The organism is Microbacterium sp. TPU 3598, from assembly GCF_002356155.1.
Lineage (GTDB): Bacteria > Actinomycetota > Actinomycetes > Actinomycetales > Microbacteriaceae > Microbacterium > Microbacterium maritypicum_A.
This window is the reverse complement of sequence record NZ_AP017975.1, coordinates 2,426,593-2,453,479: the sequence shown is the minus strand read 5'-3', so window position 1 is coordinate 2,453,479 and position 26,887 is coordinate 2,426,593. Positions and strand designations below refer to the sequence as shown.

28 protein-coding genes are annotated in these 26,887 nt (G+C 68.8%); 17 read left to right on the top strand and 11 right to left on the bottom strand.

Going from position 1 to position 26,887, the window contains the following annotated elements; genetic code table 11:
• Window positions 1–70: 70 nt before the first annotated feature.
• The 4 genes from typA (at window position 71) to MST3598_RS11610 (ending at window position 5,837) form a co-directional block, all read left to right on the top strand.
• Window positions 71–1,984 (top strand): translational GTPase TypA, encoded by a 1,914-nt coding sequence (gene typA / locus MST3598_RS11625; RefSeq protein ID WP_029260346.1) that lies wholly within the window; start codon window positions 71–73, stop codon window positions 1,982–1,984.
• A gap of 195 nt (window positions 1,985–2,179) precedes the next feature.
• Window positions 2,180–3,076, top strand: a complete 897-nt coding sequence (locus MST3598_RS11620; protein WP_029260345.1) for a hypothetical protein — start codon at window positions 2,180–2,182, stop codon at window positions 3,074–3,076.
• A gap of 98 nt (window positions 3,077–3,174) precedes the next feature.
• Window positions 3,175–4,215 carry a glutaminase A gene (glsA, locus tag MST3598_RS11615; RefSeq protein WP_029260344.1) on the top strand — a complete coding sequence of 347 codons (1,041 nt, stop codon included), beginning with the start codon at window positions 3,175–3,177 and terminating at the stop codon, window positions 4,213–4,215.
• Entirely contained in the window at window positions 4,212–5,837 is a 1,626-nt protein-coding gene (locus MST3598_RS11610; RefSeq protein WP_029260343.1) for an MFS transporter, read from the top strand. Before glsA ends, MST3598_RS11610 begins: the two co-directional genes overlap by 4 nt.
• 3 nt (window positions 5,838–5,840) lie before the next feature.
• On the opposite strand, the gene MST3598_RS11605 is transcribed toward MST3598_RS11610, so the two are convergent.
• On the bottom strand, window positions 5,841–6,389 hold the full coding sequence (locus MST3598_RS11605; protein WP_029260342.1) for a helix-turn-helix domain-containing protein: 549 nt from the start codon (window positions 6,387–6,389) through the stop codon (window positions 5,841–5,843).
• A 104-nt stretch (window positions 6,390–6,493) separates the two neighbouring features.
• On the opposite strand from MST3598_RS11605, the gene MST3598_RS11600 reads away from it, so the two are divergent.
• From MST3598_RS11600 to MST3598_RS11575, 6 genes are all read left to right on the top strand, one after another.
• Window positions 6,494–7,216, top strand: a complete 723-nt coding sequence (locus tag MST3598_RS11600; protein ID WP_029260341.1) for an AzlC family ABC transporter permease — start codon at window positions 6,494–6,496, stop codon at window positions 7,214–7,216.
• Window positions 7,213–7,527: an AzlD domain-containing protein gene (locus MST3598_RS11595; RefSeq protein WP_021199608.1), complete on the top strand. Its 315-nt coding sequence runs from the start codon at window positions 7,213–7,215 to the stop codon at window positions 7,525–7,527. The genes MST3598_RS11600 and MST3598_RS11595 overlap by 4 nt, the downstream gene beginning before the upstream one ends.
• A 50-nt stretch (window positions 7,528–7,577) precedes the next feature.
• Window positions 7,578–7,988: a hypothetical protein gene (locus MST3598_RS11590; protein WP_029260340.1), complete on the top strand. Its 411-nt coding sequence runs from the start codon at window positions 7,578–7,580 to the stop codon at window positions 7,986–7,988.
• A 9-nt stretch (window positions 7,989–7,997) separates the two neighbouring features.
• Window positions 7,998–8,318, top strand: a complete 321-nt coding sequence (gene fdxA, locus MST3598_RS11585) for a ferredoxin (protein ID WP_096359586.1) — start codon at window positions 7,998–8,000, stop codon at window positions 8,316–8,318.
• A gap of 9 nt (window positions 8,319–8,327) precedes the next feature.
• Window positions 8,328–9,440 carry a succinyldiaminopimelate transaminase gene (gene dapC, locus MST3598_RS11580; protein ID WP_029260338.1) on the top strand — a complete coding sequence of 371 codons (1,113 nt, stop codon included), beginning with the start codon at window positions 8,328–8,330 and terminating at the stop codon, window positions 9,438–9,440.
• Window positions 9,441–9,631: 191 nt separating this feature from the next.
• The gene (locus MST3598_RS11575; protein WP_051671213.1) at window positions 9,632–10,921 is read left to right on the top strand and encodes a citrate synthase; all 1,290 of its coding nucleotides are present in this window, start codon (window positions 9,632–9,634) and stop codon (window positions 10,919–10,921) included.
• 73 nt (window positions 10,922–10,994) lie between these two features.
• Here the strand turns inward: MST3598_RS11575 and MST3598_RS11570 are convergent, their stop codons facing one another.
• Together MST3598_RS11570 and dapD are read right to left on the bottom strand one after the other, a co-directional pair.
• Window positions 10,995–12,377 (bottom strand): DEAD/DEAH box helicase, encoded by a 1,383-nt coding sequence (locus tag MST3598_RS11570; protein WP_021199613.1) that lies wholly within the window; start codon window positions 12,375–12,377, stop codon window positions 10,995–10,997.
• A gap of 282 nt (window positions 12,378–12,659) precedes the next feature.
• Window positions 12,660–13,607 carry a 2,3,4,5-tetrahydropyridine-2,6-dicarboxylate N-succinyltransferase gene (gene dapD, locus MST3598_RS11565; RefSeq protein WP_029260336.1) on the bottom strand — a complete coding sequence of 316 codons (948 nt, stop codon included), beginning with the start codon at window positions 13,605–13,607 and terminating at the stop codon, window positions 12,660–12,662.
• A gap of 65 nt (window positions 13,608–13,672) precedes the next feature.
• On the opposite strand from dapD, the gene dapE reads away from it, so the two are divergent.
• The 3 genes from dapE (at window position 13,673) to MST3598_RS11550 (ending at window position 16,213) form a co-directional block, all read left to right on the top strand.
• Window positions 13,673–14,746: a succinyl-diaminopimelate desuccinylase gene (dapE, locus tag MST3598_RS11560; RefSeq protein WP_029260335.1), complete on the top strand. Its 1,074-nt coding sequence runs from the start codon at window positions 13,673–13,675 to the stop codon at window positions 14,744–14,746.
• Window positions 14,728–15,945, top strand: a complete 1,218-nt coding sequence (locus MST3598_RS11555) for a hypothetical protein (protein WP_029260334.1) — start codon at window positions 14,728–14,730, stop codon at window positions 15,943–15,945. Before dapE ends, MST3598_RS11555 begins: the two co-directional genes overlap by 19 nt.
• A 94-nt stretch (window positions 15,946–16,039) precedes the next feature.
• Complete coding sequence (locus MST3598_RS11550; protein ID WP_017203323.1) at window positions 16,040–16,213, top strand: DUF3117 domain-containing protein; 174 nt, start codon at window positions 16,040–16,042, stop codon at window positions 16,211–16,213.
• Between the two features lie 86 nt (window positions 16,214–16,299).
• Here MST3598_RS11550 and MST3598_RS11545 read toward each other — a convergent pair whose 3' ends face one another.
• Entirely contained in the window at window positions 16,300–16,938 is a 639-nt protein-coding gene (locus MST3598_RS11545) for an O-methyltransferase (RefSeq protein ID WP_021199617.1), read from the bottom strand.
• A gap of 89 nt (window positions 16,939–17,027) precedes the next feature.
• On the opposite strand from MST3598_RS11545, the gene MST3598_RS11540 reads away from it, so the two are divergent.
• Window positions 17,028–17,435 carry a twin-arginine translocase TatA/TatE family subunit gene (locus MST3598_RS11540; protein WP_029260333.1) on the top strand — a complete coding sequence of 136 codons (408 nt, stop codon included), beginning with the start codon at window positions 17,028–17,030 and terminating at the stop codon, window positions 17,433–17,435.
• Between the two features lie 47 nt (window positions 17,436–17,482).
• Here the strand turns inward: MST3598_RS11540 and MST3598_RS11535 are convergent, their stop codons facing one another.
• The 4 genes from MST3598_RS11535 to MST3598_RS11520 are packed head-to-tail and all read right to left on the bottom strand — an operon-like array spanning window position 17,483 to window position 20,932.
• A complete protein-coding gene (locus tag MST3598_RS11535; RefSeq protein WP_029260332.1) occupies window positions 17,483–17,977 on the bottom strand; it encodes a YcxB family protein in 495 nt (164 codons plus the stop codon).
• A gap of 20 nt (window positions 17,978–17,997) precedes the next feature.
• Window positions 17,998–19,119, bottom strand: a complete 1,122-nt coding sequence (locus MST3598_RS11530; protein ID WP_029260331.1) for an Mrp/NBP35 family ATP-binding protein — start codon at window positions 19,117–19,119, stop codon at window positions 17,998–18,000.
• On the bottom strand, window positions 19,116–19,628 hold the full coding sequence (locus MST3598_RS11525) for a DUF1003 domain-containing protein (RefSeq protein WP_029260330.1): 513 nt from the start codon (window positions 19,626–19,628) through the stop codon (window positions 19,116–19,118). The genes MST3598_RS11530 and MST3598_RS11525 overlap by 4 nt, the downstream gene beginning before the upstream one ends.
• Window positions 19,628–20,932 (bottom strand): magnesium transporter MgtE N-terminal domain-containing protein, encoded by a 1,305-nt coding sequence (locus MST3598_RS11520; protein ID WP_029266737.1) that lies wholly within the window; start codon window positions 20,930–20,932, stop codon window positions 19,628–19,630. The genes MST3598_RS11525 and MST3598_RS11520 overlap by 1 nt, the downstream gene beginning before the upstream one ends.
• Before the next feature lie 85 nt (window positions 20,933–21,017).
• Between MST3598_RS11520 and MST3598_RS11515 the strand changes: the two genes are divergently transcribed.
• The gene (locus tag MST3598_RS11515; RefSeq protein WP_029260328.1) at window positions 21,018–21,776 is read left to right on the top strand and encodes a general stress protein; all 759 of its coding nucleotides are present in this window, start codon (window positions 21,018–21,020) and stop codon (window positions 21,774–21,776) included.
• A 25-nt stretch (window positions 21,777–21,801) separates the two neighbouring features.
• Window positions 21,802–22,497 (top strand): alpha/beta hydrolase family protein, encoded by a 696-nt coding sequence (locus MST3598_RS11510; RefSeq protein WP_051671206.1) that lies wholly within the window; start codon window positions 21,802–21,804, stop codon window positions 22,495–22,497.
• Here MST3598_RS11510 and MST3598_RS11505 read toward each other — a convergent pair.
• The 3 genes from MST3598_RS11505 to MST3598_RS11495 are packed head-to-tail and all read right to left on the bottom strand — an operon-like array spanning window position 22,487 to window position 25,885.
• Window positions 22,487–23,395 (bottom strand): phosphotransferase, encoded by a 909-nt coding sequence (locus MST3598_RS11505; protein ID WP_096359584.1) that lies wholly within the window; start codon window positions 23,393–23,395, stop codon window positions 22,487–22,489. The genes MST3598_RS11510 and MST3598_RS11505 overlap by 11 nt on opposite strands.
• Before the next feature lie 9 nt (window positions 23,396–23,404).
• Entirely contained in the window at window positions 23,405–24,826 is a 1,422-nt protein-coding gene (locus tag MST3598_RS11500; protein ID WP_029260325.1) for an aminopeptidase P family protein, read from the bottom strand.
• A 36-nt stretch (window positions 24,827–24,862) separates the two neighbouring features.
• Complete coding sequence (locus MST3598_RS11495) at window positions 24,863–25,885, bottom strand: endonuclease/exonuclease/phosphatase family protein (RefSeq protein ID WP_029260324.1); 1,023 nt, start codon at window positions 25,883–25,885, stop codon at window positions 24,863–24,865.
• A gap of 100 nt (window positions 25,886–25,985) precedes the next feature.
• On the opposite strand from MST3598_RS11495, the gene MST3598_RS11490 reads away from it, so the two are divergent.
• Window positions 25,986–26,858 (top strand): PHP domain-containing protein, encoded by an 873-nt coding sequence (locus MST3598_RS11490; RefSeq protein ID WP_029260323.1) that lies wholly within the window; start codon window positions 25,986–25,988, stop codon window positions 26,856–26,858.
• The last annotated feature ends 29 nt before the right edge of the window (window positions 26,859–26,887 follow it).

The following is a 26,887-nucleotide window of genomic DNA, read 5'->3' as shown; positions in this document are numbered from 1 at the left end:
AAGCCCTGAGCTTGCGTTATCCTGGAACGTCGGCTTCCCGGCGAAACCCCACATCTTTTAGGACACCTGCATGGCGCACGCCCTCCGTTCTGACCTCCGCAACGTCGCGATCGTCGCGCACGTCGACCACGGCAAGACCACTCTCGTCGACGCCATGCTGCGTCAGACGGGCTCCTTCGGCGAACACGCCCACGTCGATGAGCGCGCCATGGATTCGAACGACCTGGAACGTGAGAAGGGCATCACGATCCTCGCCAAGAACACGGCGATCACATACAAGGGCAAGCACGCCCAGGGCAAGGAGATCACGATCAACGTGATCGACACCCCCGGTCACGCCGACTTCGGTGGCGAGGTCGAGCGCGGCCTGTCCATGGTCGACGGTGTCGTGCTGCTGGTCGACGCGAGCGAGGGTCCGCTGCCGCAGACCCGCTTCGTGCTGCGCAAGGCGCTCGAGGCGAAGCTCCCCGTCATCCTGCTGGTCAACAAGACCGATCGTCCGGACGCCCGCATCGCGGAGGTCGAGGAAGAGGCGCACGACCTGCTGCTGGGTCTCGCCTCCGACCTGGTCGACGATGTGCCCGACCTCGATGTCGACGCGCTCCTCGACGTGCCGGTGGTCTACGCCTCCGGTCGTGCCGGTGCGGCATCGCAGAACCGTCCCGCCGACGGCTCGCTGCCGGACAACGACGACCTCGAGCCGCTGTTCGAGGCGATCCTCGAGCACGTTCCCGCTCCGGAGTACGACGACGAGCACCCGCTGCAGGCCTGGGTCACGAACCTCGACTCCAGCCCCTTCCTCGGCCGTCTGGCGCTGCTGCGCGTCTTCAACGGCACGCTGAAGAAGGGCCAGACCGTGGCCTGGGTCCGTTCCGACGGCACGCACCAGAACGCGCGTATCACCGAGCTCCTGAAGACCCGCGCGCTCGAGCGCTACCCCGCCGATTCCGCCGGTCCCGGCGACATCGTCGCCATCGCCGGCTTCGAGAACATCACGATCGGCGAGACCATCGCCGACCCCGAGGACGTGCGCCCGCTGCCGGCCATCACGGTCGACGACCCCGCCATCTCGATGACGATCGGCACCAACACCTCGCCCCTCATGGGCAAGGTCAAGGGGCACAAGCTCACTGCTCGCATGGTCAAGGACCGTCTCGACAAGGAGCTCATCGGAAACGTCTCGCTCAAGGTCGTCGACATCGGGCGTCCGGATGCGTGGGAGGTGCAGGGCCGTGGAGAGCTGGCCCTCGCCATCCTCGTCGAGAACATGCGTCGCGAAGGTTTCGAGCTCACCGTCGGCAAGCCGCAGGTGGTCACGAAGAAGATCGACGGCAAGACCTACGAGCCGTTCGAGCACCTCACGATCGACACTCCGGAGGAGCACCTCGGGGCGATCACCCAGCTGCTCGCGAACCGCAAGGGTCGCATGGAGAACATGACCAACCACGGCACCGGCTGGGTGCGCATGGAGTTCATCGTCCCGTCGCGCGGCCTCATCGGCTTCCGTAGCGAGTTCCTCACCACCACGCGTGGTACCGGAATCGCGAACGCGATCTCGCACGGGTACGAGCCGTGGGCCGGTTCCATCACGACGCGTCAGAACGGCTCCATCGTCGCCGACCGCCAGGGCGTCGTCACCCCGTTCGCGATGATCGCCCTGCAGGAGCGCATGTCGTTCTTCGTGCAGCCCACGCAGGAGGTCTACGAGGGAATGGTCATCGGCGAGAACTCCCGCGCCGACGACATGGACGTGAACATCACCAAGGAGAAGAAGCTCACCAACATGCGTGCGGCGAGCTCCGACACCTTCGAGTCGATGACGCCTCCGCGTCAGCTGACGCTGGAGGAGAGCCTCGAGTTCGCCCGCGACGACGAGTGCGTCGAGGTGACCCCCGAGGTCGTCCGCATCCGCAAGGTGAACCTCGACGCGAACACCCGCGCGCGGGAGACCGCTCGTCTGAAGCGTCAGGACGCGAACGTCTGAGACCACACTCGGCGAAGCTCCGAGTGAGAGGGCCTCGTGCCGCCGAAAGGCGTGCACGAGGCCCTCTTCTCATGTAAATCCCAGGTGAGGGATGGTTTTCGCTCAGGTTCGTGGTTCAGAGTGGATGACTTGCGCCTGGGACGAGCTCCCGATGAGTCTCCTGCAAGGGCGTACGACCACCCGAAAGTCGAACCCATGCTTCAGAAGACCCGTGCGCTTCGGCGCGCCTCCGCGGCGGCGTCCGCCCGTTCCGCCGCCCACCGCCCCATGACCCTCCTCGGCCTCGCCTCCGCCACCCTGGTCGGCATCACCCTCAGCGTCGGCCTCGCGTCCGCGCCGGCGGTCGGAGCCATCAACCCCGCGGTGGCCGTCACCGCCCCCGCGCTGGCCGGTGCAGAACCCCTCGCGCAGATCACCGAGGATGCGGCCGCCACGCTGGCGAAGGCGAAGGATGCCGCGACGGCGGCATCCACGCTGGAATCCGAGGTCGTCGCGTCCGGGCTCGACGTCGGCGCGGTGACGTCCGTCGACACCACCGACCTGCAGAAGGACATCGACAAACTCGACGACATCGACGTGACGCCGGTGCTCCTGGTGGGGGTCCTCGCCGACGAGGTCGAAGAGGAGACGGCGAACGTCGTCTCCGATACCGACGAGCTTCGGAGCGCGCTCACCGCTGCGCAGCAGAAGCAGGCCGAGGAGGAGGCAGCCAGGGTCGCGGCGGAGCAGGCCGCTGCGCAGGCCGCGGCGGAACAGCAGGCCGCAGCTGCTCTGGCCGCAGCCAACACTCCGGAAGGCGCCAAGGCAGCCGCGCAGCAGATCATGTCGAGCACCTACGGATGGGGCGGCGATCAGTTCTCCTGCCTGAACTCGCTGTGGAACAAGGAGTCCCGTTGGAACTACCAGGCGTACAACCCGAGCGGCGCCACCGGCATCCCGCAGGCCCTTCCCGGCAGCAAGATGTCGTCCGCGGGCTCCGACTGGCAGACGAACGCCGCCACCCAGGTCGCCTGGGGTCTCGGATACATCTCGTCGGTGTACGGAACGCCGTGCAGTGCGTGGTCGCATTCCCAGGCCATGAACTGGTACTGATCCCGGGTCATCCCGCCGAGGATTCTCTAGCCGAAGGCGGCCGTCGAGCGCTACGGTGACTCTGACGGCTGGGGGCGTCACGGATCCGAGGAGGAGAAGTGCTCGACCCGACGGCGTGGCGCGGCGTTCCGCAGGAGGTGTCCACCGGCATCCTGCCGGGATGGGATCGCGTCGAGGAGCTCCTACGCGAGGCGCACTCCCGCTACGCGGGCGAGCACTCGGGCGGCGTCGCCGACTACATCCCCGTGCTCGCGGAGGTGGATCCGGAACTGTTCGGGCTGGTGGTGATCGATGTCGGCGGCGGGCGGCACGACGCCGGCGATGCCCTGCACCCGTTCTCCATCCAGTCGATCTCGAAGATGTTCGTCTACGCACTGGCGATCCAGGAGCACGGCCACGAACGTGTGCGCGACATCGTCGGCGTGAACAACACCGGACTCGCGTTCAACTCCGTGATGGCGGTCGAGCTCAACGATGGGCACCCGATGAATCCGATGGTCAACGCGGGTGCCATCGCGACGACCGCGCTCATGCCGGGTCGGACAGCCGTCGAGCAGTGGGAGCGCGTGCGGGAAGGGCTCTCCGCCTTCGCCGGGCGACCGCTGAGCCTGGACGGCGTCGTGTACGCCTCGGAAGCGCAGACGAACGATCGCAATCGCGCGCTGGGGCGTCTGCTGCGCAGCTACGGTCGGCTCGAGGGGGATCCCGATGAGGTGGTCGACGTATATACGCGTCAGTGTGCTCTGGCCGTGACGGCTCACGATCTGGCGGTGATGGGGGCGACGCTCGCCGACGGGGGAGTCAACCCCGTCAGCGGTGAGCGGGTCGTCTCGGAAGAGGTGTGCCGAGACACCCTGGCCGTGGTCGCGTCGACAGGGCTGTACGAACGCTCCGGCGACTGGCTGTTCGAGATCGGGCTCCCGGCGAAGTCCGGCGTCTCCGGAGGCGTCGTCGCGGTCGCCCCCGGGAAGGGCGCGGTGGCCGGCTTCTCGCCACGGCTCGACGAGGCCGGAAACTCGATCCGATCGCAGATGGCGATCGGCTATCTGTCGCGCGTCCTGGGGTTGAACCTGTTCGCCTCCGCCCCGGCGCGCAGAGATCCCCCCGCACCCTCGGCCGCACCGCAGGAGCACTCATGATCCAGACGGTGCAGAGCCCGACCAAGACCTCGTGGCTGCCGATGGTCAGCCTGTTCCTCGCTCAGGTGCTGATGTCGTTCAACGTGGCGGCGCTGCCGATCTCGCTCGGCGGCATGGTGAGCGAATTCGGTGTTCCGCCCACGGTCGCGAGCACCACCATCGTCATGTACGGCCTCGCGGTGGCCGCCCTCGTGATGACCGGAGCGAAACTCGGCCAGCGGATCGGCTGGGTCGTCATCTTCCGGATCGTGATCGCGCTGTTCGCAGGCTCCTCGGTCATGATGATCCTCGCTCCCACCGTGTGGTGGGCGATCGCCGGCCAGGCGGTCGCGGGAGCAGCCGCGGCGATCATCGTGCCGTCGATCGTCGCACTCATCGCCGAGAACTACCGCGGACCGCAGCAGGCGACCGCCATCGGCGCGATCGGTTCGGCCCGCGCGATCTCGGGGGTGAGTGCCTTCCTCATCGGCGGCACCCTGGGAACGCTGGTCGGCTGGCGCCCGATGTTCTTCATCGTTCTGGGGATCGCCGTGGTGGTCTTCGCGCTGAGCTTCACCCTGCGCGGTGATCGCGGTGACGCCTCGATCCGCATCGACCTCGTGGCGTCGCTGCTGATCGGAGCGGCGATCGTGCTGCTGACGCTGGGTTTCAACAACCTGAACTCCTGGGGTGCCGTGGCGGCGACGACCGACGCTCCCTTCAACATCCTCGGCCTCTCGCCCGCTCCCGTGTTCATCGTCGTCGGCCTCGTGCTCGGCCAGGCGTTCTTCCTGTGGACGAGGAAGCGGATGGCGGAGGGGAAGGTGCCCCTGATCGACCTGAGCGTCCTCGGCTCTTCGCGGGAGCGGGCCGCCGTGTACGCCATGTTCATCGTGGTCGCGCTGGAGGCGTGCGTGAACTTCACGATCCCGCTCTACATCCAGATCGTGCAGGGCCGTACGCCGTTCGACACCTCCATGGCCATGATGCCGTTCAACCTCACCGTCTTCGTGACGGCCACCCTGGTGGTGCGACTGTACCGGCGCTTCCCTCCACGCACGATCGGTGTCGTGGGGTTCATCCTCACCACGGTCGCCCTGGTGTGGTTGTCGTTCGTCGTGAACAACAACTGGGAGACGATCCCGACCATCGTCGGGCTCATCGTGTTCGGCATCGGTCAGGGCGCGCTCGTCACGCTGGTGTTCAACGTGCTCGTGACCGCGGCCCCCGCCGAGCTCGCCGGTGACGTCGGGTCGCTGCGCGGCACCACCCAGAACCTCGCATCGGCGGTCGGCACCGCGCTGGCGGGCGCACTTCTGGTGTCGCTCCTCGGACTCAGTGTCGGTCGTGCCGTGGTCGAGCACCCCGAGCTGCCCCCGTCGCTCGTCGCCCAGGTCGACATGGACAATCTCAACTTCATCAGCAACGACGACCTGCGCGTCGCGCTCGAAGCGACCGACGCGACGCCCGCGCAGATCGACGCGGCGGTGGTGGTGAACGAGGAATCGCGGCTCGGCACGCTCAAGCTCGGCCTGCTGCTGCTGGCGGGGGTCAGCGCGCTGGCGATCCTCCCGGCCTCGCGGCTGCCGCAATACCGGCCGCACGAGATCCCCGACCCGTCTCCGGCCGCCGGTCCGGAATGACGGTCAGCGGAGCTCGGATATGAGCACGGCGCTGGTTCCCGATGCGGTCGCCTCGAAGATGTGCGGGGCATCGCCGGGGTACGTGAGATAGTCGCCGGGGTTCAGCAGCACCGGTTCACCCGCCGGGCCGATCCGCGCCTGCCCGGCCATCAGGATCACGTGCTCGATCGTCCCGGGGTGATGAGGATCGGAACGGCGGGCATCGCCGGGCTCGGCCTGGATCAGGTAGACGTCACGGCGGGCTCCCGGCGGGCTCGCCGACAGCAGTGTCGCACTGTACGCCGCGGCGGAGGAGGGGACACCGGCGAGATCGTCGGCGCGGATGAGCGTCGGTGCGTTCGCCTGCTGATCGACCAGCACGGCGAAGGGCACGCCCAGCGCGACGCCGAGAGCCCACAGCGTCTCGACGCTGGGGTTCCCGGCGCCGCTCTCGAGCTGGGAGACGGTCGCCTTGGAGATGCCGGCGCGTCGAGCGAGCTCGGAGACCGACAGGCCTGCGGTCTCTCGCTCCCGGCGCAGGGTGCGGGCGATACGTGTGCGGAGTTCCTCCATGTGTTCATCATGTCAAACGTTCGTTCGCTTGACTATCCGATCTCGACTGTTCAGAATTATGATCATGTGTTCAGTGGAGCGAACGACAATGCGCGGGATGCCTGATGACCGCGGAGCGTGAGGTCTGGCGCGAAGCGCTCGGGGTCGTCATCGCGACCAGTGCGTACGGTGTCTCGTTCGGTGCGCTCGCCGTGGCATCGGGCCTCGACGTCTGGCAGACCTGTGTGCTGAGTCTGCTGATGTTCACGGGCGGATCGCAGTTCGCCTTCGTGGGCGTCTTCACGGCCGGGGGGCTTGCGGCCCTGCCATCGGCGGTCGCTTCGGCGGCACTCCTCGGCGTCCGCAACGTCGCCTACGGCATGCGGATGTCACCGATCGTCGGGGGAGGTCCCGTCCGTAAGGCGGCGGCCGCCCATTTCACGATCGACGAGTCGACGGCGGTGGCGATATCGCAGGGCGACCCGCGGCTGCGACGGGTCGGCTTCTGGGTGACCGGGATTGGCATCTTCGTCGGCTGGAACATCACCACCCTCATCGGAGCGCTGGTGGGGGATGTGCTCGGAGATCCTCGGACATGGGGGCTGGATGCGGCGGCAGCCGCCGCCTTTCTGGCCCTGCTCTGGCCTCGTCTCCAGCAGCGCCAGGCCATCGCGGTCGGCATCGCCGCGGCGGTCGTCGCCGCGGCCCTCACTCCGTTCCTGATGCCCGGCCTGCCCGTGCTCGTCGCCGCGGTCGTCGCTATCGCGGTCGGCTGGTTCAACTGGATGGGGCGTCCGACCGCGCCGGGCCGCCCATCGTCGGGTGCGGGGCCGGAGGTGAGCTCATGAGCCTGTGGAGCGCGATCCTCCTCGCAGCGTTGATCTGTCTGGCGCTGAAGGCCGCCGGCTACCTCGTTCCTCCCCGGGTGCTCGAGGCGCCACGCACGGCCCGCATCTCGGATCTTCTGACGGTCGCGCTGCTGGCCGCCCTCGTGGCCGTCCAGACCCTCGGCGATGGGCAGGCGATCATCGTGGATGCACGTGTGCCCGCACTGCTGGTCGCTGGTGGGCTCCTGTGGTTGCGGCAGTCGTTCCTCGTGGTCGTCGTGGCGGCCGCGCTGGTCGCCGCCCTGCTGCGCCTGTTCGGCCTCGCCGGCTGATGCTGCGCCCCTCCGCCTGTTCGTCGGGGCCTCGTCGGTAAGATCGACAGGTGCGCGTGAGCTGGATGTCGAGAGTGTTGTCATGGATCGCTGCCGCCCTGGTGGGCGGTGTCTACGGCATCGCCGGCACCATCAGCCACAGTGTGATGTGGGGCCCGATCCCGATCGGCATGATCGTGGCCGCCATCGCCTGCGCGGCCATCCTCGTCGCCGTCCGCGCTCTGACCCACGACAGGGGCGCGGCCGTGGCCGCCGGTCTCGGGATGATCGGCATGCTGGTGCTGATCTCCGGCGAAGGGCCCGGAGGGTCCGTCGTGGTCCCGGCCTCGTTCGCCGGACAGATCTGGACCTATCTGGTCGCCGGAATCGTGTTGCTGGTCGTCGCGTGGCCGTCCGTTCGGCGTCTTCCCGTTCGCACCGAGGGGCCAGCCGCGCAGGAACCCGAGCCCCGCGAGTCGTAGACTGAGGGGGTGACGTATGTGATCGCCCTCCCGTGCGTCGATGTCAAGGATCGCGCCTGCATCGACGAGTGCCCCGTTGACTGCATCTACGAGGGCGAACGCTCGCTCTACATCCACCCTGACGAGTGCGTCGACTGCGGTGCCTGCGAGCCGGTGTGCCCGGTCGAAGCCATCTACTACGAAGACGACCTTCCCGGCGAGTGGCAGGACTACTACAAGGCCAACGTCGAGTTCTTCGACGAGATCGGGTCGCCCGGAGGTGCAGCCAAGGTCGGCGTGTACGCGTTCGACCACCCGATCATCGCCGCTCTCCCGCCGCAGGGCGAGTAGGCGCATTCCGTGAGCGTCCGCGACCTCGCCGACTACCCGTGGGATGCCGTCATCCCGTTCCGTGAGCGTGCCGCGCGGCATCCGGACGGTCTGATCGACCTCTCGGTCGGTTCTCCCGTCGACCCGACTCCCGAGATCATCCGGCGCGCACTGGCGGAAGCCACGGACGCCCATGCCTACCCGCAGACGGTCGGAACGCTGAGCCTGCGCGAAGCCATCGTCGAGTGGTACGCGCGACGCCGGGGGGTGCCCGACCTCCGTGTCGACAACGTTCTCCCCACGATCGGCTCGAAGGAGCTCGTCGCACTGCTGCCGACCCTGCTCGGTCTCGGCGACGGCGACATCGTCGTCCACCCCCGCGTGGCCTACCCGACCTATGAGGTGGGCGCCCGCGTCGTGGGGGCGACGCCGCTGCCCGCGGATGATCCGGAGGAGTGGCCGGAGGGTACGAAGCTCATCTGGATCAACACCCCGGGCAATCCGGACGGGCGCACCTGGACCGTGAGCGAACTCGCCGCCGCCGTCCGTCGTGCCCGTGAACTCGGTGCCGTGCTCGCGAGCGATGAATGCTACGCGGAACTCGGCTGGGACGGCGAGTGGGCGACCGAGCCGATCCCCTCCATCCTCGACCCGCGGGTGACGGACGGGAGTCGAGCGAACCTGCTCAGCGTGTACTCCTTGAGCAAGCAATCGAACCTCGCCGGGTACCGCGCAGCCTTCGTGGCCGGATGCGCACGCATCGTGGGCGAGCTTCTCACGGCGCGCAAGCACCTCGGTCTCATGCCGCCGGCGCCGGTGCAGCACGCGATGGCGGTCGCCCTCGGCGACGACGAGCACGTGGCGGAGCAGAAGGAGCTCTACCGCGTCAGGCGCGACGCCCTGCGTCCTGCTCTGGAGGCGGCGGGCTTCCGCATCGACGGCTCCGAAGCAGGACTCTATCTCTGGGTGACGGAGGGGCGCGATGCCTGGGAGTCGATGGAGCGACTCGCCGCTCTCGGCATCCTCGCCGGTCCCGGGCCCTTCTACGGTGCCGACTCCGGGGAGCACGTCCGGCTGGCGCTCACGGCGCCGACCGCGCACGTCAGAGAGGCGGCGCGCCGACTCTCTGACGGCGATATATAGGTTCTCTCCCTGAAATGGGCTTCCCTTTGGCGGATGTCACAGTAGGCCTGCGCGACTACTAGGCTGTAAAGGCGATTCGGTCGTGACCCGACCTGGCGCTTCAGCGCCGTGAGATCGCCAGTTCAGGCTTGATCAAGATCTTGTCCGACAGCACCGCGACGAGCGGGCTCGGACACTACGAGGAGGTCCGCGTGAGTGCAGCGGCAGACCAGACGGCGAAGCTGACGATCGGCGACACGACCGCGGAATTCCCGGTGCTGCGCGGCACGGCGGGGCACGACAGCATCGATTTCTCCACGCTGACGCGGCAGACGGGGTACACGGGCCTGGACTACGGGTTCGTGAACACGGCCTCCACGAAGTCCGAGATCACGTTCATCGACGGCGACAAGGGCATCCTGCGGTATCGCGGGTATCCGATCGAGCAGCTCGCGGGCTCCACCAGCTACCTCGAGGTGGCCTGGCTGCTCATCTACGGCGAGCTGCCGTCCGCCTCCGAACTCGCGGAGTTCGACGAGAAGATCCGTCGCCACACTCTGCTGCACGAAGACCTCAAGCGCTTCTTCTCGGCGCTGCCGCACACGGCGCACCCGATGTCCGTGTTGTCTTCGGCGGTCGCCGCGCTGTCGACGTACTACGAAGGTCAGACCGACCCGCACAACCCGGAGCACGTCGAGCTGAATATGGTGCGCATGCTCGCCAAGCTCCCCGTGATCGCGGCGTACGCGCACAAGAAGAGCGTGGGCCAGGCCTTCCTCTACCCGGACAACTCGCTGAGCTTCGTCGACAACTTCCTGAAGCTGAACTTCGGCGTGCACAGCGAGGAGTACGAGGTCAACCCGGTGATGTCGAAGGCTCTCGAGCTGCTCCTCATCCTGCACGAAGACCACGAGCAGAATGCCTCGACGTCGACCGTCCGCCTGGTCGGATCCACCGGTGCGAACCAGTTCGCCTCGGTCTCCGCCGGCATCCAGGCGCTCTCCGGCCCGCTGCACGGCGGCGCGAACGAGGCCGTGCTGACGATGCTCGGTCAGATCCGCGACTCCGGCCAGAGTGTCTCGCGCTTCGTCGAGCGGGTGAAGAACAAGGAAGAAGGCGTGAAGCTGATGGGCTTCGGGCACCGGGTGTACAAGAACTACGACCCGCGCGCCAAGCTCGTCAAGGACGCGGCCGACGAGGTGCTCTCGTCGCTCGGAGTGACCGACCCGCTGCTCGATCTCGCGAAGGAGCTCGAAGAGCTCGCGCTGGCCGACGACTACTTCCGCGAGCGTCGCCTGTACCCGAACGTCGACTTCTACACCGGTGTCATCTACAAGGCCATGGGCTTCCCGACCCGTATGTTCACGGTGCTGTTCGCCATCGGGCGCCTGCCCGGTTGGCTCGCGCAGTGGCGTGAGCTGCAGCTCGACCCCCAGACCAAGATCGGCCGCCCCCAGCAGCTGTACACAGGATCGCCGGAACGTCAGTTCCCCACGCGCTGAGCGCGTGACGAGAAAGCGCCCCCTCCGTCGAGACGGAGGGGGCGCTTTTCTGCGTGAGTGCTGCCGGTCGGTGTCAGCGGCCCTGTGAACTGCGGCCGCCCTGGCGGGACTGGTTGCTCTGCGTGGAGTACCCGCCGCCCTGACCATTGCCGGATGCGCCGGAGCGGGGACGACGACGGCGACGCGACGGCGGGTTCGCCGCACCGTTCCTCTCGCCGCCCGCGGGGCGCTGCTTCGACGACTGGCGCTGCTGCTGCGGAGCCTGGACGGGCGCCGGACGCACGTGAGGTGCGCGCTCGGGAACCAGCGCGGTGACGGCAGCGGCCGTGACATCCTCCAGCGGGGCAGAGATGGCTGCCTTGCGCAGCAGATCCTTGACATCACGACGCTGCTCGGGGAGCACGACCGTCACCACGGTGCCGGCAGCCCCGGCGCGGGCGGTGCGGCCGGAACGGTGCAGGTACGCCTTGTGCTCGACGGGCGGGTCGACGTGGACGACGAGATCGACGTTGTCGACGTGCACGCCACGGGCGGCGACATCGGTCGCGACGAGCACGCGCACACCGCCGTCTTCCGGGGCCGCGGAGAACGCACCGAGGTTGCGCTCGCGGGCGTTCTGCGAGAGGTTGCCGTGCAGGTCGACCGCGGGGATCCCCGCGGCGGTGAGCTGCTTCGCGAGCTTCTTCGCCTGGTGCTTGGTGCGGGTGAAGAGGATGCGACGACCGGTGCCCGAGGCGAGCTCACGCACGAGGGCCGTCTTGTTGTCGGCCGAGTCGACGACCAGGACGCGGTGCGTCATCTCGCCGACGGGCACGCTCTCCTCGTCGACCTCATGGCTGACGGCGTTCGAGAGGAAGCGGCGGGCGAGGGTGTCGATGCCGCGGTCCAGCGTGGCGCTGAACAGCAGGCGCTGCCCACCGGCCGGCGTGGCCGTGAGGATGCGGGTGACGCCGGGGAGGAAGCCGAGGTCGGCCATGTGGTCGGCCTCGTCGAGCACGGTGACCTCGATCGCACTCAGGCGCACGACCTGCTGCTTCATGAGGTCTTCGAGTCGACCGGGGCAGGCCACGACGATGTCGACGCCGCCGCGAAGCGCCTGCTCCTGCGGGCGTTGGCTGACCCCGCCGAAGACGGTCGTGACGCGCAGGCCTGCGGCCTCCGCGAGAGGCGCGATGGTCGCGGCGATCTGGGTCGCGAGTTCACGGGTGGGCGCGAGGACGAGTCCGCGCGGAAGGCCGGCGCGACGCTGACCGCCCGAGGCGGCAAGGCGTGCGACGAGCGGCAGGGCGAAGGCGATGGTCTTGCCGCTGCCCGTGCGTCCGCGGCCCAGGAGGTCGCGTCCGGCGAGGGAGTCGGGAAGGGTGTCGCGCTGGATGGCGAATGCCTCGGTCTTGCCGGAATCGGCGAGAACGGCGGCGAGCTCGGCAGGAACGCCGAGTTCAAGGAAAGTAGACATGCAGAAACTCCGTCAGCGCACGAGTGAACGGCGCGAGATAGGGGGTGAGGTGGGCGACGGCGCAGGAATTGCGCATCGGTTCGCCGTTCGAAAGGCCAGCTCATGCTGGTGGTGGGAGCAGTTCCGCTCGCTTCGGTCCTCGGAGACCCCGTGACGACGACGATGTTGCGGGACCGGCGGTACGCGCAACGATGTCAGTCTACCAGTGCACGCATGCCGTCGGCTGCATGTCGCCTCCCGCGCGGGTCGTCGGCTCCGCGGAGACGGGCCGGAAGGCTGCTCTCAGGCGTGCAGAGCCTCGTTCAGGGTCACTCCGACACCGGCGCGACGGACGGCTTCCACCGCACCGCTGAGCGAGTTGCGGCGGAAGAGCAGGCCGTCCTGACCGGAGAGCTCCGCACCCTTGACGGTCTTGCGCCCGCCGTCGGCGGTCACGGGTCCGTCGACGAGGACGATCTTGGTGCCTGCGGTGACGTAGAGCCCCGCTTCGACGACACAGTCGTCACCGAGCGAGATGCCGATGCCCGCATTCGCGCCGAGCAGGGTGCGGGCACCGATCGACACCCGATGCGTTCCGCCACCCGAGAGGGTGCCCATGATGGAGGACCCTCCGCCGATGTCGCTGCCGTCTCCGACGACCACACCCTGCGAGATGCGGCCCTCGACCATCGATGCGCCGAGTGTGCCGGCATTGAAGTTGACGAATCCCTCGTGCATGACGGTCGTGCCGGGGGAGAGGTACGCCCCCAGGCGCACGCGGGAGGCATCGGCGATGCGGACGCCCGCCGGCTGCACATAGTCGGTCAGGCGGGGGAACTTGTCGAGCCCCTGCACCTGGATGCCCGCGCGCTGGAGCTGCGGGCGCAGGCGGGCGGCGTCAACGGGGAGGACGGGCCCGGCGTTGGTCCAGGCGACATTCGGAAGGTGTCCGAAGATGCCGTCGAGGTTCAGCTCGTTCGGGCGCACGACGAGATGCGACAGGGCATGCAGGCGCAGATAGGCGTCGGCGGTGGAGGCCGGTGCCGTGTCGAGGTCGATCTGCAGCTGCACCACCTCGATCGTGACGTCGCGTCGTTCGTCGCTCCCCGCGAGGGGTTCGAGCGCAGCGACAGCCACCTCGTCGGTCGTGACCGCACCGGTGTGCACCTCGGGATACCAGGCGTCGAGAACCGTGCCGTCTCCGGCGATGGTGGTCAGGCCGATACCCCATACGGTGCGTGCGTCGCTCATCCCTCCACGCTATCGCGCTCCCGGGGCGACGACCGCACTCATGACGGGGTAAGTAGGCTGGACCCATGGTGCTCGATCTGACCGCGTCCTCCGTCGACCTCACCCGTGCGATCTGCGACATCCCGAGCGTCTCCGGTGACGAGAAGACGCTCGCCGATGCGATCGAGGCCGCAGTGTCCCCTCTCGACCATCTGGAGGTCTTCCGCCACGGGAACACGATCGTCGCTCGTACCGACCGTGGCCGGGCACAGCGCGTCGCCATCGCCGGTCACATCGACACCGTGCCGATCAATGCGAACCTGCCCACGCGCGACATCGAGATCGACGGAGTCCCCTATCTCTGGGGCCGCGGCACGGTCGACATGAAGGCGGGCACCGCCGTGCAGCTGAAGCTCGCGGCCGAGCTGACCGACCCCGCGATCGACATCACGTGGATGTGGTACGACAACGAGGAGATCGAGGCGTCGAAGAACGGTCTCGGTCTGCTCGCCGCCGTGCGTCCCGACCTGTTCGAGGCGGACTTCGCGATCCTCGGCGAGCCGTCCAACGGTGAGGTGGAAGGCGGTTGCAACGGAACGCTCCGTGCGATCGTGCGCACCACCGGCGTGCGTGCTCACAGCGCGCGTGCCTGGATCGGCGAGAACGCGATCCACCGCGCGGCGCCCGTCCTCACGCGTCTGGCGGAGTACCGCGCCAAGGAGGTGCTGGTCGAGGGGCTGCTGTACCGCGAGAGCTTGAGCGCCGTGCGCATCGCGGGCGGCGTCGCGGGGAACGTCATCCCCGACGCCTGCGAGGTGGAGGTCAACTACCGGTTCGCGCCGAGCAAGTCTGCGGCCGATGCCGAGGCTCACCTCCGCGCAGTCCTCGCCGGCTTCGACGTCGAGATCACGGATGCCGCCGAGGGGGCGCGTCCCGGCCTCGACGCCGAGATCGCGAAGCAGTTCGTGGCGGCGGTCGGCGCCGAGCCGCGCCCGAAGTACGGGTGGACCGACGTCGCGCGATTCTCCGCGCTCGGGATCCCGGCTGTGAACTACGGGCCCGGCGACCCGCACCTCGCCCACCACGATGAGGAGCGTGTACCCCTCGCGCAGATCGACGCCGTGGAGCGGGGCCTGCGCGCATGGCTCACCTCGCACTGAGCGCAACGCGCCGCTGGGCGAAGGCGCCGGTCGCCCTGCGCGTGGCCGTCGTCTACCTCGGAGCCCGGGTCGTCACGACGGTGTTCCTGGTCATCGCCGCCTCACTGTCGACCTCGTCCTCGCGGTTCGGCGCGGAGGCGGGGATCATCGATTTCGTGCTCGGCTGGGACGCGCAATGGTACTGGTTGGTCGCCGAGAACGGCTACCCGACGGATCTGCCCCTCACCGACTCGGGTGACGTCGCCGAGAACGCCTGGGCGTTCATGCCGGTGTTCGCATATGCGGCGAAGGGGATCGGCGTACTGCTCGGGTCCTGGGGTGCCGGTGCGCTCCTGCTCTCGCTCGTCGCCGGCTACCTGGCCTGTCTCGCGCTTCACCGCCTGCTTCGTGATCGCATCGGCAACTCCGCGGCGACGTGGGCCGTCGTGTTCTTCGCGGCGGGACCGATCGCGGCGATGTTCCAGGTGGGGTACGCCGAGACGCTGTTCCTGCTGCTGCTGTTCCTCGCCCTCGATGCGACGACGCGGCGCACCTATGCCTGGCTGTACATCCTGATCCCCGTGATGGCGTTCACACGACCCGGTGTCCTGGCCTTCGCCCTGTTCCTCGGGCTGCACGGACTGCTGCGGTGGATCCGACGTCGGCAGGATCCGCTCACCGGGCGCGAGATCGCACACATCCTCGCGCTCGGCGCGCTCGCGACTCTGTCCGGTTTCGCCTGGCAGGTGATCGCCGGCATCGCGACGGGGGATCCCGGTGCGTATCTCGCGACCGAGCTCGCGTGGCGCCAGCACTGGATCACCGGCGGAGTCGACGGTTTCATCCCGTTCGAAGGGTGGATCCAGGCATCGCAGTTCTGGTTCGCCCTCTGGGGGATGCCGCAGTGGTGGGGGCCGATCGTGCTGGTGCTGTCGGTCGTCGGCGCTGCTGCCGCACTCCTCTTCTCTCCGCAGGTGCGCGCTCTGGGCGCCGACATCCGTCTGTGGAGTGCGAGCTACCTGCTGTATCTGCTCGCGGTGTTCTTTCCGCAATCGAGCACGTTCCGCCTGCTTCTCCCCCTGAGCCCGCTCTGGGGAGCGGTCGCGGTGCCGCGATCACGGCTCTGGCGTGTCGGCGTGCTGGCCGCATGTCTCCTCGGGCAATGGTTCTGGATCTACCACGTGTATGCGCTCGGAAGCACGTTCTGGCAGGTGCCGTGAGGGTGAAGCTCGACCCAATTGTTGCTCCGTGACCTCCAGGTCCCGGTGACACCCGATAAACTCATCCCATACCACCGGAGGAAAGGGAGCCACGATGGCAGCGATGAAGCCGAGGACCGGAGACGGACCTATGGAAGCCGTGAAAGAAGGACGACTCATCATCGTGCGCGTTCCACTCGAAGGCGGCGGCCGCCTGGTCGTCTCCGTGAACGACGCCGAGGCCAAGGAGCTTCACGACGTGCTTGCCGCCGTCGTGGCACCGGCCTGATCGACCTGGGGTCCGCGTCGGCGGATCCGAAAGGGCGATGGATCCTCGGATCCATCGCCCTTTTCGCACGGTCTCGAGCCGCGCGGTCAGCCGCGTTCGGCGAGACTGATCAGCTGCAGCAGACCTTCGCCGGCGGGGGAGACCGTGGCGAGGACCGCCGAGGATTCCTGCGTCTCCTGCACGAGGGACCGGTAGGCGGAAGTGATCTCGTCGCGCTGGACCGGATCGGCTACGCGACCGCCGGCCAGCACGCGGGGCACGAGCACGAGTCCGCCGGTGCGTGCGAGACGCAGACCGTGTTCGACGTACTCGATGACATGCTCGGGGTCGGCGTCGACCAGCACGATGTCGTAGGAGTTCTCGTTCATGCGGGGGAGAACGTCGATCGCGCGGCCCGTGATGAAGCGGGCTCGGGTGGACGGCACCTTGGCATCGGAGAAGGCCTGTCGCGCCGCGGCGAGGTGCTCCGGTTCGTTGTCGATCGAGGTGAGGACCGCCTGGGGTGCGCCGCGCAGCAGCCAGAGACCGGAGACTCCGGCACCGGTGCCGATCTCGACGATGGAGCGGGCCGAGGTCGCGGCCGCGAGCACGGCGATCTGCGAACCCACGGCGGCGCTGATCGGCATCGCTCCCAGTTCGACCGCATGCGCGCGTGCGCGGCTGATGGCGTCGGGTTCCACGATGGACTCGCGCAGGAAACGCGCGTTCGCGTCATGCTCGCTCATGGCCTGTTTCTCCCTGCCTGACTGTGATCCTCTCCAGAGTATTCGGTCGGCGAGTGCGGGGACCGTAGGCGCGGCGGTAGCCTGTAGAGATGACGTTCGGGCTCACCTTCGAGAAGCTGTTGCTGATCGGCCTCATCGCGGTTCTGATCATCGGCCCCGAACGTCTCCCGCGAGCCGCGGAGAGCTTCTCGCGCATGGTCCGCAAGGCCGGCGAGTATCTGCGCGCGACCAAGTCGAGGGTGCGCGAGGAGATGGGGCCGGAGATCGACGACGTCGACTGGCGCAAGCTCGACCCGCGCCAGTACGACCCGCGCCGGATCATCCGCGATGCGCTCATGGAAGAGCCCCAGCCGGCGACCCCGCTGCAGGCGGCCCAGACCATCGCGGAGCCGATCGCCGGAGCTGCGGCCGCGGCGAGCACGGCTCCCGCGACCCGAGCCGTTCCGCAGGAGTTCAGTGCGTCGAACCGCCCTCCCTTCGACGCCGAAGCCACTTGACGTGAACGCTCGCCGATCGAGCGCGCAGGGCTCTGCGCGCTCGGCGCCTAGGAGATCTTCGAGCGGAGGGTGGCGATGTCGTCGTCCGTGAGCAGGCGACGAGGGATCGCGGTCGCGGCCGAGGTGTCTCGCAGCTTCAACAGCACGGCGTCCTTGCCCACTCGCATCCTCTGGAAGGTGCGGTAGGCGATGTCGGAGCGACGACGGCCGCTGCCCATCTGCAGGCTGTCCTCTTCCAGCGATGCCCACACGACGGTTCCGACGGGCATCGCGATCCGGACGGCGGTTCGCGCGCCCGATACCGACATCACGACGGCGAAACCCGCGAGCGCGACGATGATGACCGGCATCCATCCTGCTCCGAAAGGGCCCTGTTCCCCCGGACGGACGGGCGCGCCGAGGTTGAGGATGCTGAGCACGAGGGCTGCGGCGAGGGCGACCCACATGACGAGGGCTGCGGGTCGGGTCAGCGAGTAGATCGCTGCGTCCCGAGCCATTCGTCGCAGCAGACCCTCATCGACGGTCAGAGAGCGGGGAGGCATCGGTCCATCTTCCCACGCGTTCAGGTGAGCGACATCGGCAGCGATCGACCGGAGAGGCCCCTGCCCCGCCGCGCCAGGGTGCTCGCGAGGTCGCGGATGGTCGTCGCCGCGACATCGTCGCTCTCGGTGGAGACGATCGGCTCGCCCGCGTCTCCGCCCTCGCGCAGAGCGGGGCTCAGGGGGATCGAGGCCAACAGCGGCACAGGGACTCCCGGTTCGGAGAGAGCCTCCGATACGGCGGCGCCTCCGCCCGAGCCGAACATGTCGATGACCGTTCCATCGGGCAGCGTGTACGCCGCCATGTTCTCGATGACGCCGATCACGCGCTGACCCGTCTGACGCGCGACGAGACCGCTGCGGATCGCCACCTCGGCGGCAGCGGTCTGCGGGGTGGTCACGACGAGCACTTCCGCATGGGGGAGGAGCTGGCCGATCGAGATCGCGATGTCGCCCGTCCCCGGCGGCATGTCGATGAGGAGGACGTCGAGGTCGCCGAAGAAGACGTCGGTGAGGAACTGCGAGACCGTGCGGTGCAGCATCGGCCCACGCCACGCCACCACCGATTCGCCGTCGCGGAGGAACATCCCGATCGAGATCGTCTTCACGCCGTGCGCGACCGGGGGGAGCATCAGGTCGTCGATGCGCGTCGGCTGCGTGCCCGCAGGGATGCCGAGGAGCCCGGGGATCGAGAACCCGTGCACGTCGGCGTCGACGAGACCGACGGACAGACCCTGCGCGGCGAGTGCGACGGCAAGGTTCGCGGTGACGGTGGACTTGCCCACACCCCCCTTGCCGCTGGAGACGAGGATCACACGGGTGAGGGAATCGGGCCCGAACGGCATGTGGCGTGCGGGCCTCCCGGCGCGGAGTTTCTCGGTGAGAGCCTTGCGTTCTGCCGGCGTCATCACGCCGACCTCGACGTCCACCTCCGCGATGCCCGGAACGGACGCCGCGGCAACGCGGACGTCCGACTCGATCCGCGCCGCCGCTGGACAGCCGACGATCGTGAGGACGATGCCGACGCGGGCTCGACCGCCGTCGACGGAGATGTCCCGGACCATGTCGAGATCCCCGATGGGTCGACGGAGCTCGGGATCCGTCACCGCGGCGACAGCCGCGCGGACACGCTCCGCCGCGGTCACGACGCGGCGCCGGATCGGGGCTTCTCCGGCGCGTCTTCGAGCTCGGCGAGAAGGGCTTTGAGCTCCTGGCGCAGCACGTCGCGCGTGACGACCTGCGAATTGCGCTCTTCGAGCGACATGCGCAGAGCCACGATCTCGCGGGCCAGGTACTCGGTGTCGGCCAGGTTGCGCTCCGCACGCTGGCGGTCCTGCTCGATCTGAACCCGGTCGCGGTCGTCCTGACGATTCTGCGCGAGCAGGATGAGCGGTGCGGCGTATGAGGCCTGCAGGGAGAGCATCAGGGTCAGTGCCGTGAAGCCGAGGGCGGCGTCGTCGAAGCGCAGCTCGTCGGGCATCAGCGTGTTCCAGACGATCCAGACCACACAGAACAGGCTGAGGATCAGCAGGAACGCGGGCGTCCCCATCGCGCGAGCCACCCACTCCGTGAAGCGTCCGAAGCGGTCGCGAGACGTCGCCCGGGGCCGTGTCGTGGTGCGGCCCGGCGCATCGAGGCGCGGAGAGCGGGGCATCAGCGCGTCTCCTTCGTCGGGGCGGCGGGGGTGGATCCAGGGACGGTGCTCGCAGCGGGGGAGGTGTCCTCGCTGTCATGCGAACGCCAGTCGTCCGGAAGGAGGTAGTCGAGGACGTCGTCGATGCTGATCGCTCCGACGAGGCGGTGCGCCGCATCGATCACGGGGAGCGAGACGAGGTCGTAGCTCGCCAGCAGCCGTGCCACCTCGGCGGCGGAGGCGGTGACGGGCACGGGCTCGAGGCTGTCGTCGAGGATCGCGCCGAGCCGCTCATGCGGCGGGTAGCGCAGCATCCGCTGGAAGTGCACGAGCCCGAGCAGGCGCCCGGTCGGAGTCTCGAACGGCGGGAGGGTGACGAACACCGCGGCGGCCAGCGCGGGGTGCAGCTCGTGGCGGCGGATCAGCGCGAGCGCCTCGGCGACGGTGGCGTCGGCCGAGAGGATGATCGGCTCAGGCGTCATCAGACCGCCGGCGGTGTCCGGGCCGTAGCGCAGCAGCATCCTGACGTCTTCGGCTTCTTCCGGCTCCATGAGCTCCAGGAGCTGCTCCAGACGGTCAGGCGCCAGCTGGGCGAGCAGGTCGGCCGCGTCGTCCGGTTCCATCTGGTCGAGGATGTCGGCGGCGCGTTCGTCTCCCAGACGGTCGAGGATGTGCACCTGTTCGTCTTCGGGCATCTCCTCGAGGGCATCGGCAAGGCGGTCGTCCGACAGCTCTTCGGCCACCTCGATCATGCGCTGCTGCGGAAGGTCGAGAAGCGTGTTGGCGAGATCGGCGGCGTGCAGCTCGGAGTACGAGGCGACGAGCTGCTCAGCCGACTGCGACTCACCGGGAGCGCGTTGCTCGGCGACCTCGCTCCATGCCGCGAACGTCGTCGGACCCTTCGCGAACGGGGAGGCACTGGTCTTCGGTCGGCGGAGGAAGAGCTGGCTGATCGCCCATTCGCCGAGGCGGTTCGGTTCGATCGCGATGTCCTCGATGACCGCGGTACCGCTGCCATCGACGAAGCTCACGCGTCGTCCCAGCATTTCGGCGAGCACGCGCACCTCGCCGGCCCGCGGGGAGAACCGCCGCACGTTGATCAGGCCCGTGGTGATGACCTGGCCGGAACGGATCGAGGTGACGCGTCCGATCGAGAGGAACACATGGCGTCGTCCCGGGATCTCCACGACCAGGCCGATGACGCGGGGCGCCGCGGTACTTCGATACACGACGACGACATCTCGGACCTTGCCGAGCCGGTCGCCGACGGGATCGAAGACGGCGCACCCGGCAAGGCGCGCGGCGAAAACCCGTTGTGTGCTCACTTCTCCAGCGTAGTCGGCGGCTCGCGTCTCCGGCGGGTCGGCCGTGCCTCGGGCCGTCCGACGGCACGCGTGGAAGAATAGCCGGATGAGCATGCTGAACCGGCCCGCGAGCGGCACAGACACCGGCGAGATCGTCGCGTCGATGCGCGACTACGAGAGCGCGCAGAAGACGGTCTCGAAGCTGATCGCGGGGGAGGTGCCGGCGCGCGACATCGCCATCGTCGGTCAGAGCGTGCGCACGGTCGAACGCGTGACCGGCAAGCTCGGCTACGCCGCCGCCGCGCGCTCCGGGGCGATCAACGGTGTGTTGATCGGGCTCTTCCTCGCCGCCATCCTCGTGCTCGGCAACCCGGAGGTGCCGATCCAGCTCTTCCTCGGCTTCGTCCTCATCGGTGTCGCGGTCGGGATGATCCTCAGCCTGGTCACCTACGCGATCGTCCGTCGCCGGCGCGACTTCGCCAGCGTCACGCAGTTCGCGGCCGATCACTACGAGGTCACCGTGCTGTCCTCGTCGCTGGGCAAGGCCCGGCAGGTCCTCGGCGCGAACAAAGTGGCGCCCGTGCGACCGCCGGTCAACCTCGACGAGCCGCCGCGCTACGGCGAGCGGATCACGCCCGGCGCGACCTCGCCTGAGCCCGCCCCGGCACCCGGAGATCCCGTGATCCCGCCGCGCCCGGCCGACCCCGTCGCACCGCCGGTCGCCGACCCGGTCGCCGACCCCGAACCCGAGACGACGCCCGAGCCCGGGTCCGCATCGGCGGGGACCGCCGCTCCGTCGACCGTGACCCCGGTCGAGCCGGACGCTGCTCCCGGCACTGACGGCATCCAGGGCGAACGGGCATGACGGCGACCTCCACGCTCTCCGTCTGATGGTCGAGATCCAGGTCGCGCTCCCGGCGGGACTCACCGCCGTGTCCGCCGACTGGACAGCCGGTGACAACGGGGCGACGGTGATCGTGGCCCACGGTGCAGGGACCGGCAAGGACCATCCGTTCCTCACCGGCTACGTCGATGCGCTGAGCGCGACGGGCTTCTCGACCCTCCGCTTCAACTTCCCGTATGTGGAGCAGGGGCGACGGATGCCGGGACCCGCCGCGCATGCGATCGCCACATGGAACGCCGTCGCGGCCTTCGCACGCGAGTCCGATCCCTCGGCGACCCTGTGGGCGACGGGCAAATCGTACGGCGGACGCATGGCGTCGATGGCGGTCGCCGAGGGCATGCGTGTCGACGGCCTCGTCTACCTCGGGTACCCGTTGCATCCGCCCGGACGTCCGGAGAAGCCACGCGTCGAGCATCTGCCGGGGATCACGGTCCCGCAGCTGTTCGTGGAGGGGACGAACGATCCCTTCATCCAGCCGATCTCGCAGTTCGAGGAGGCGATCGCGACCTGTCGGAATGCGCGCGTCGTCTGGATCGACGGAGGGGGACACGCCTTCGAGGTGAAGGGCCGCAAGCGCCCCGCCGCGGAGATCGGGGCCGCACTCGCCCCGATCGTGGCGGAGTTCGCCCTCGGCGGCGCCGAGGAGCGAGGGGGCTCGGTCGGACGCCCCCTCAGCCGATGAGCCTCGACAGCTCCTCGTCCGCGAGCACGCGCCCCACGGTCGAGATTCCCAGTGCGCTCATCCGCGGGTTCGATTCCGCGTAATACCATCCGAGCCCGAGCGCCTGCTGCAGCGCCCATCCCGCGCCGCGCCGCCACTCGAGGTCGTCGACAGCCAGGCCTTCGCGGAGCAGGTGTCGTCCCGGCGCGTCGAAGAGGTGCCAGGCGGCGACCAGGTCGAGTGCGGGATCCGCGGGACCGAAGTCTCCGCCGTCGAGCACACCGGCCAGGCGGGTATCGCCCTCGTGCTCCGCGACGAGGAGATTGAACGGCGTGAGGTCCCGGTGGCTCATCACCGGAGCGCTGGCGGATGGGAGCTCGCGCAGCACCGACCAGAGCCGCCCTGCGCGGGCCGCATCGAAGAGATGCGCACTCCGCCTCAGGCATGTCGCGACCCATTCGTCGTGGTCGCTGAGGACTCCGCCCCGGCCCCTGCCGTCGAACACACGGTCGCGCACGTCGACGGTGCGCAGCGCCCGGATGAGGGCGACCAGGTCGTGCGCGAGCGTCTCGGACGTGGAGGAGAGCACAGGATCCGCCGGGTCACCCTCGATCCACGTCTGCACAGCCCAGGCCGAGTCGAACTCCTCCGACGCGGAGGCGGTGCCGTAGGAGCACGGCGCGGGGAACGGGCTCGACGCCGCGAACTCCTCGAGTGCTGCGGCCTCGCGGACGAGCTCGTGCGCCGCTGCCCCGAGGAGGGGGAAGCGGGCGACGAGTCCGTCGCCCACCCGGATGATCCTGTTCACCGTGCCCGTCATGGGGACCGGTCGCAGGGTCTCGCCACGGAGCTCGGGGAAGCGGCGCGCGATCAGGTGCGCCGCGACCTCGGTCTCGAGTGCGAGCTCGCCCTCATGCATCCGTCGGTGTCAGCTCTGCAGTCGCGCCATCCACGCCTCGACCTCGTCGGCCGTGCGGGGGATGCCGGCCGAGAGGTTCACGGGGCCGTCGTCGGTCATCACGATGTCGTCCTCGATGCGCACGCCGATGCCACGGAGTTCGGCCGGCACGGTGAGGTCGTCGATCTGGAAGTAGAGTCCAGGTTCGATCGTGAACACCATGCCCGGGGCGAGGATGCCGTCGTAGTACATCTCGCGACGGGCCTGGGCGCAGTCGTGCACGTCGATGCCGAGGTGGTGCGAGGTGCCGTGCACCATGTACCGACGGTGCTGGCCGCCCTTGTCGGCATCCAGAGCCTCTTCGGCGGTGACGGGCAGCAGACCCCACTCGGCCGTCCGCTCGGCGATGACCTTCATGGCGGCTCCGTGCACGTCGCGGAAGCGTACGCCGACCTGAGCGGCGGCGAATGCCGCGTCGGCGGCCTCGCGCACCGTCTCGTAGACGCGCCGCTGCACGTCGGTGAACGTGCCGGAGACGGGCAGCGTGCGCGTGATGTCGGCGGTGTAGAGGCTGTCGGCCTCCACACCCGCATCCACCAGGATCAGGTCACCGGGAACCACGGTTCCGTCGTTGCGCGTCCAGTGCAGGTAGCAGGCGTGCGGGCCGGAGGCGGCGATCGTGTCGTAGCCCTCGCCGTTGCCGTCCTCGCGTGCGCGGCGGTGGAAGACGCCTTCAACGACGCGCTCGCCGCGTGCATGAGCCGTCGCGGCAGGAAGCTCGCGGATGATGTCGTCGAAGCCGTTCGCCGTGATCTCGACGGCGCGGCGCATCTCGGCGATCTCGAACTCGTCCTTGATGAGCCGCAGCTCCGAGACGAAGCGGGTGAGGGTCTCGTCCTCGTCGAGCACCAGTTCGCCCTCGACGGCTTCCCTGTCGTCCAGATGGGCGGTGGCGATGTCGAGGTCGGCGGCGACGCCGGCGAGGGACGGTCGCGGACCGATCCAGAACTCTCCGACCGTGGCGTCGGCGTAGAACTCCGTCGTCGTGCGGTCGGCGCGCTCGCGGAAGAAGAGGGTGATGTCGTGGCCGGTCTCGGTCGGTGCGAAGACGAGGACCGAGTCGGGCTCGGCATCCGATGCCCACCCGGTGAGGTGTGCGAAGGCGGAATGCGCGCGGAACACGTAGTCGGTGTCGTTGCTGCGCTGCTTGAGAGAGCCGGCAGGGATCACGAGGTGCTTGCCGGGGAAGGCCGCGGAGACGGCGGCACGACGCGTGGCCGCGTACGACGCCTGGGCGCGCGGCGCGGGAAGCGTCTCCGGGCGTTCGGCCCAACCGGTCGAGATCGTGTCGAGGAAGCCCTGGGGGAAGGGCTGCTTGCGGTTGGTGGTGCCGTTGTCGACAGACGCTTCGACGGTGGGTTCTGCGATCGTGTCGCGCTCTCCTGTGCTCATCCCTCCAGTCTGTCACCTGGCGGGCGGGTGCGGGAGTCAGCCGGCGGGCTCGAGCTGCACGACCAGAGCGCGGTGGTCGCTGCCACCGGCATCGTCCAGCACGACCGACCCCGTCGGAGACCAGTTCTGCGACGCCATCACATGATCGATCGGGGCGCCGGCGAGGGCAGGAAGAGAGTTCGGCCAGGTACCCGTGAGGCCGTTGCCGGTGCGGGACGCGACATCGCGGCAGTAGCCGATATCTCCGCCCTCGACTCCGAGAGGGGCCATGTGGTCGATCGTCGCGTTGAAGTCACCGGCCAGGATGAAGTCGCCCTGGGGGCACTGATCCGCGATCCACTGCAGGTCGCTGCGCCACTGCTGCATCTCCTCCATGCGCGGCGCGACCGCGTGCACGGCGACGATGGTGGGGCCGGAGCCGTCGATCGGCATGAGCACGACGCTGGGCACCGAGCCGGTGTTGCTGGTGCCGTCCTTCGCCGACTCGATCACGGAGTACTCGCCGAGGTCCGGGGCGACCAGCACGGTCGTCTGCCACGACTGCGGCCCGTCCTGCACATCCGGGCGGAACTGCACGTGGTGCACCCACATCGGGTGTCCCTGCTCGCGGAGCATGATCGCGATGCGCTCGCCGACGGCCTCGGTCGTCTCGGGAAGGGCGACGATGTCGGCCCCCTGATCGAGGATCTGCTGGGCGATCACCTCGGCAGACACCGCTTCTCCCGCCGTGTTCCAGGTGAGCACGCGGACACTGTCCTCGGTCTTCTCCGGGAGTGGTGATCCCCCGAAACCGCGAACGGCGCCGATCGCCGCGGTCGCGCCGGCGCCGAGCAGCGCAACGATCAGGACGGAGGCGGCGAATCCGCGGAGCGGACGGGCGAACAGGAGCAGGAGCGCGAGCACCGCGACGACGAGGAATCCGCCGAGCACGATGCCGCGCGCGGACACGAGCTGCGCGAACGGGTAGGTCTGCTCGAGACGGAAGAACTGCGGCCACACCACGACCGCCGTCGCGATCGCGAGCAGCACGGTGAAGAGGATCCCCAGGAGACGAAACATCCCCACCAGCCTAGGAGCGTCGCCTGTGAAGTCCCTGCCTCGACATCCGCTTCCGTGCGCCTCCGCGTCCGCGCGGGTCGCCGCTCGGTACGCTCGGAGGATGGCCACTTCGTCCCACGGATTCGCCGGTCCCGCCGACCTGCACCTGCACTCCAACCATTCCGATGGCACGGAGTCGCCGGCCGAGGTCGTCCGGCAGGCGCACGCGCACGGGGTGCGCACGCTCGCGCTGACCGATCACGACCGCTCGACCGGTTGGGGCGAGGCGGGAGACGCCGCCGTCGCACGGGGGATGACCTTCATCCCGGGGATGGAGCTCTCCGCGAAGCACGAGTGGCGCAGCGTGCATGTTCTCGGCTACCTCTTCGATCCGGAGGATGACGCGCTGCGGGCCGAGACCGATCGCATCCGCGGTGATCGGATCGGCCGTGCCGAGCGGATCGTCCGCAACATCGGGCGGGACTACGACCTGCAGTGGGACGACGTGGTGGCGCAGACGGCACTCGACGCGACGGTGGGGCGTCCGCACATCGCCGACGCCCTCGTCGCCCGGGGCATCGTGCGGGATCGGACCGAGGCATTCGACGGCATCCTGCATCCACGGGAGGGGTACTACGAGCCGCATTACGCACCCGATCCGCTGACCGCTGTGCGTCTGATCACCGAGGCGGGGGGAGTGGCGATCATCGCCCACCCCGTGACGGCGGGGCGCGACCGCATGATGCCCGTGGCGTTCATCGAGCGCCTCGTCGATGCAGGCCTCGGCGGGTTCGAGATCGAGCATCGCGAGAACACGGAGGCAGGCAAGCGGCTGCTGCGAGAGATCGCCGCGAAGCACGACCTCATCATCACGGGCTCGAGCGACTATCACGGCGACGGCAAGCCCAACCGTCCCGGCGAGAACACCACCTCTGACGAGATGGTGGCCAGGCTCATAGCACGCGGCACGGGTACCGCCCCGCGTTTTCCCTGATCCTCGGCATTCTGGCGGTCATCTCCCGG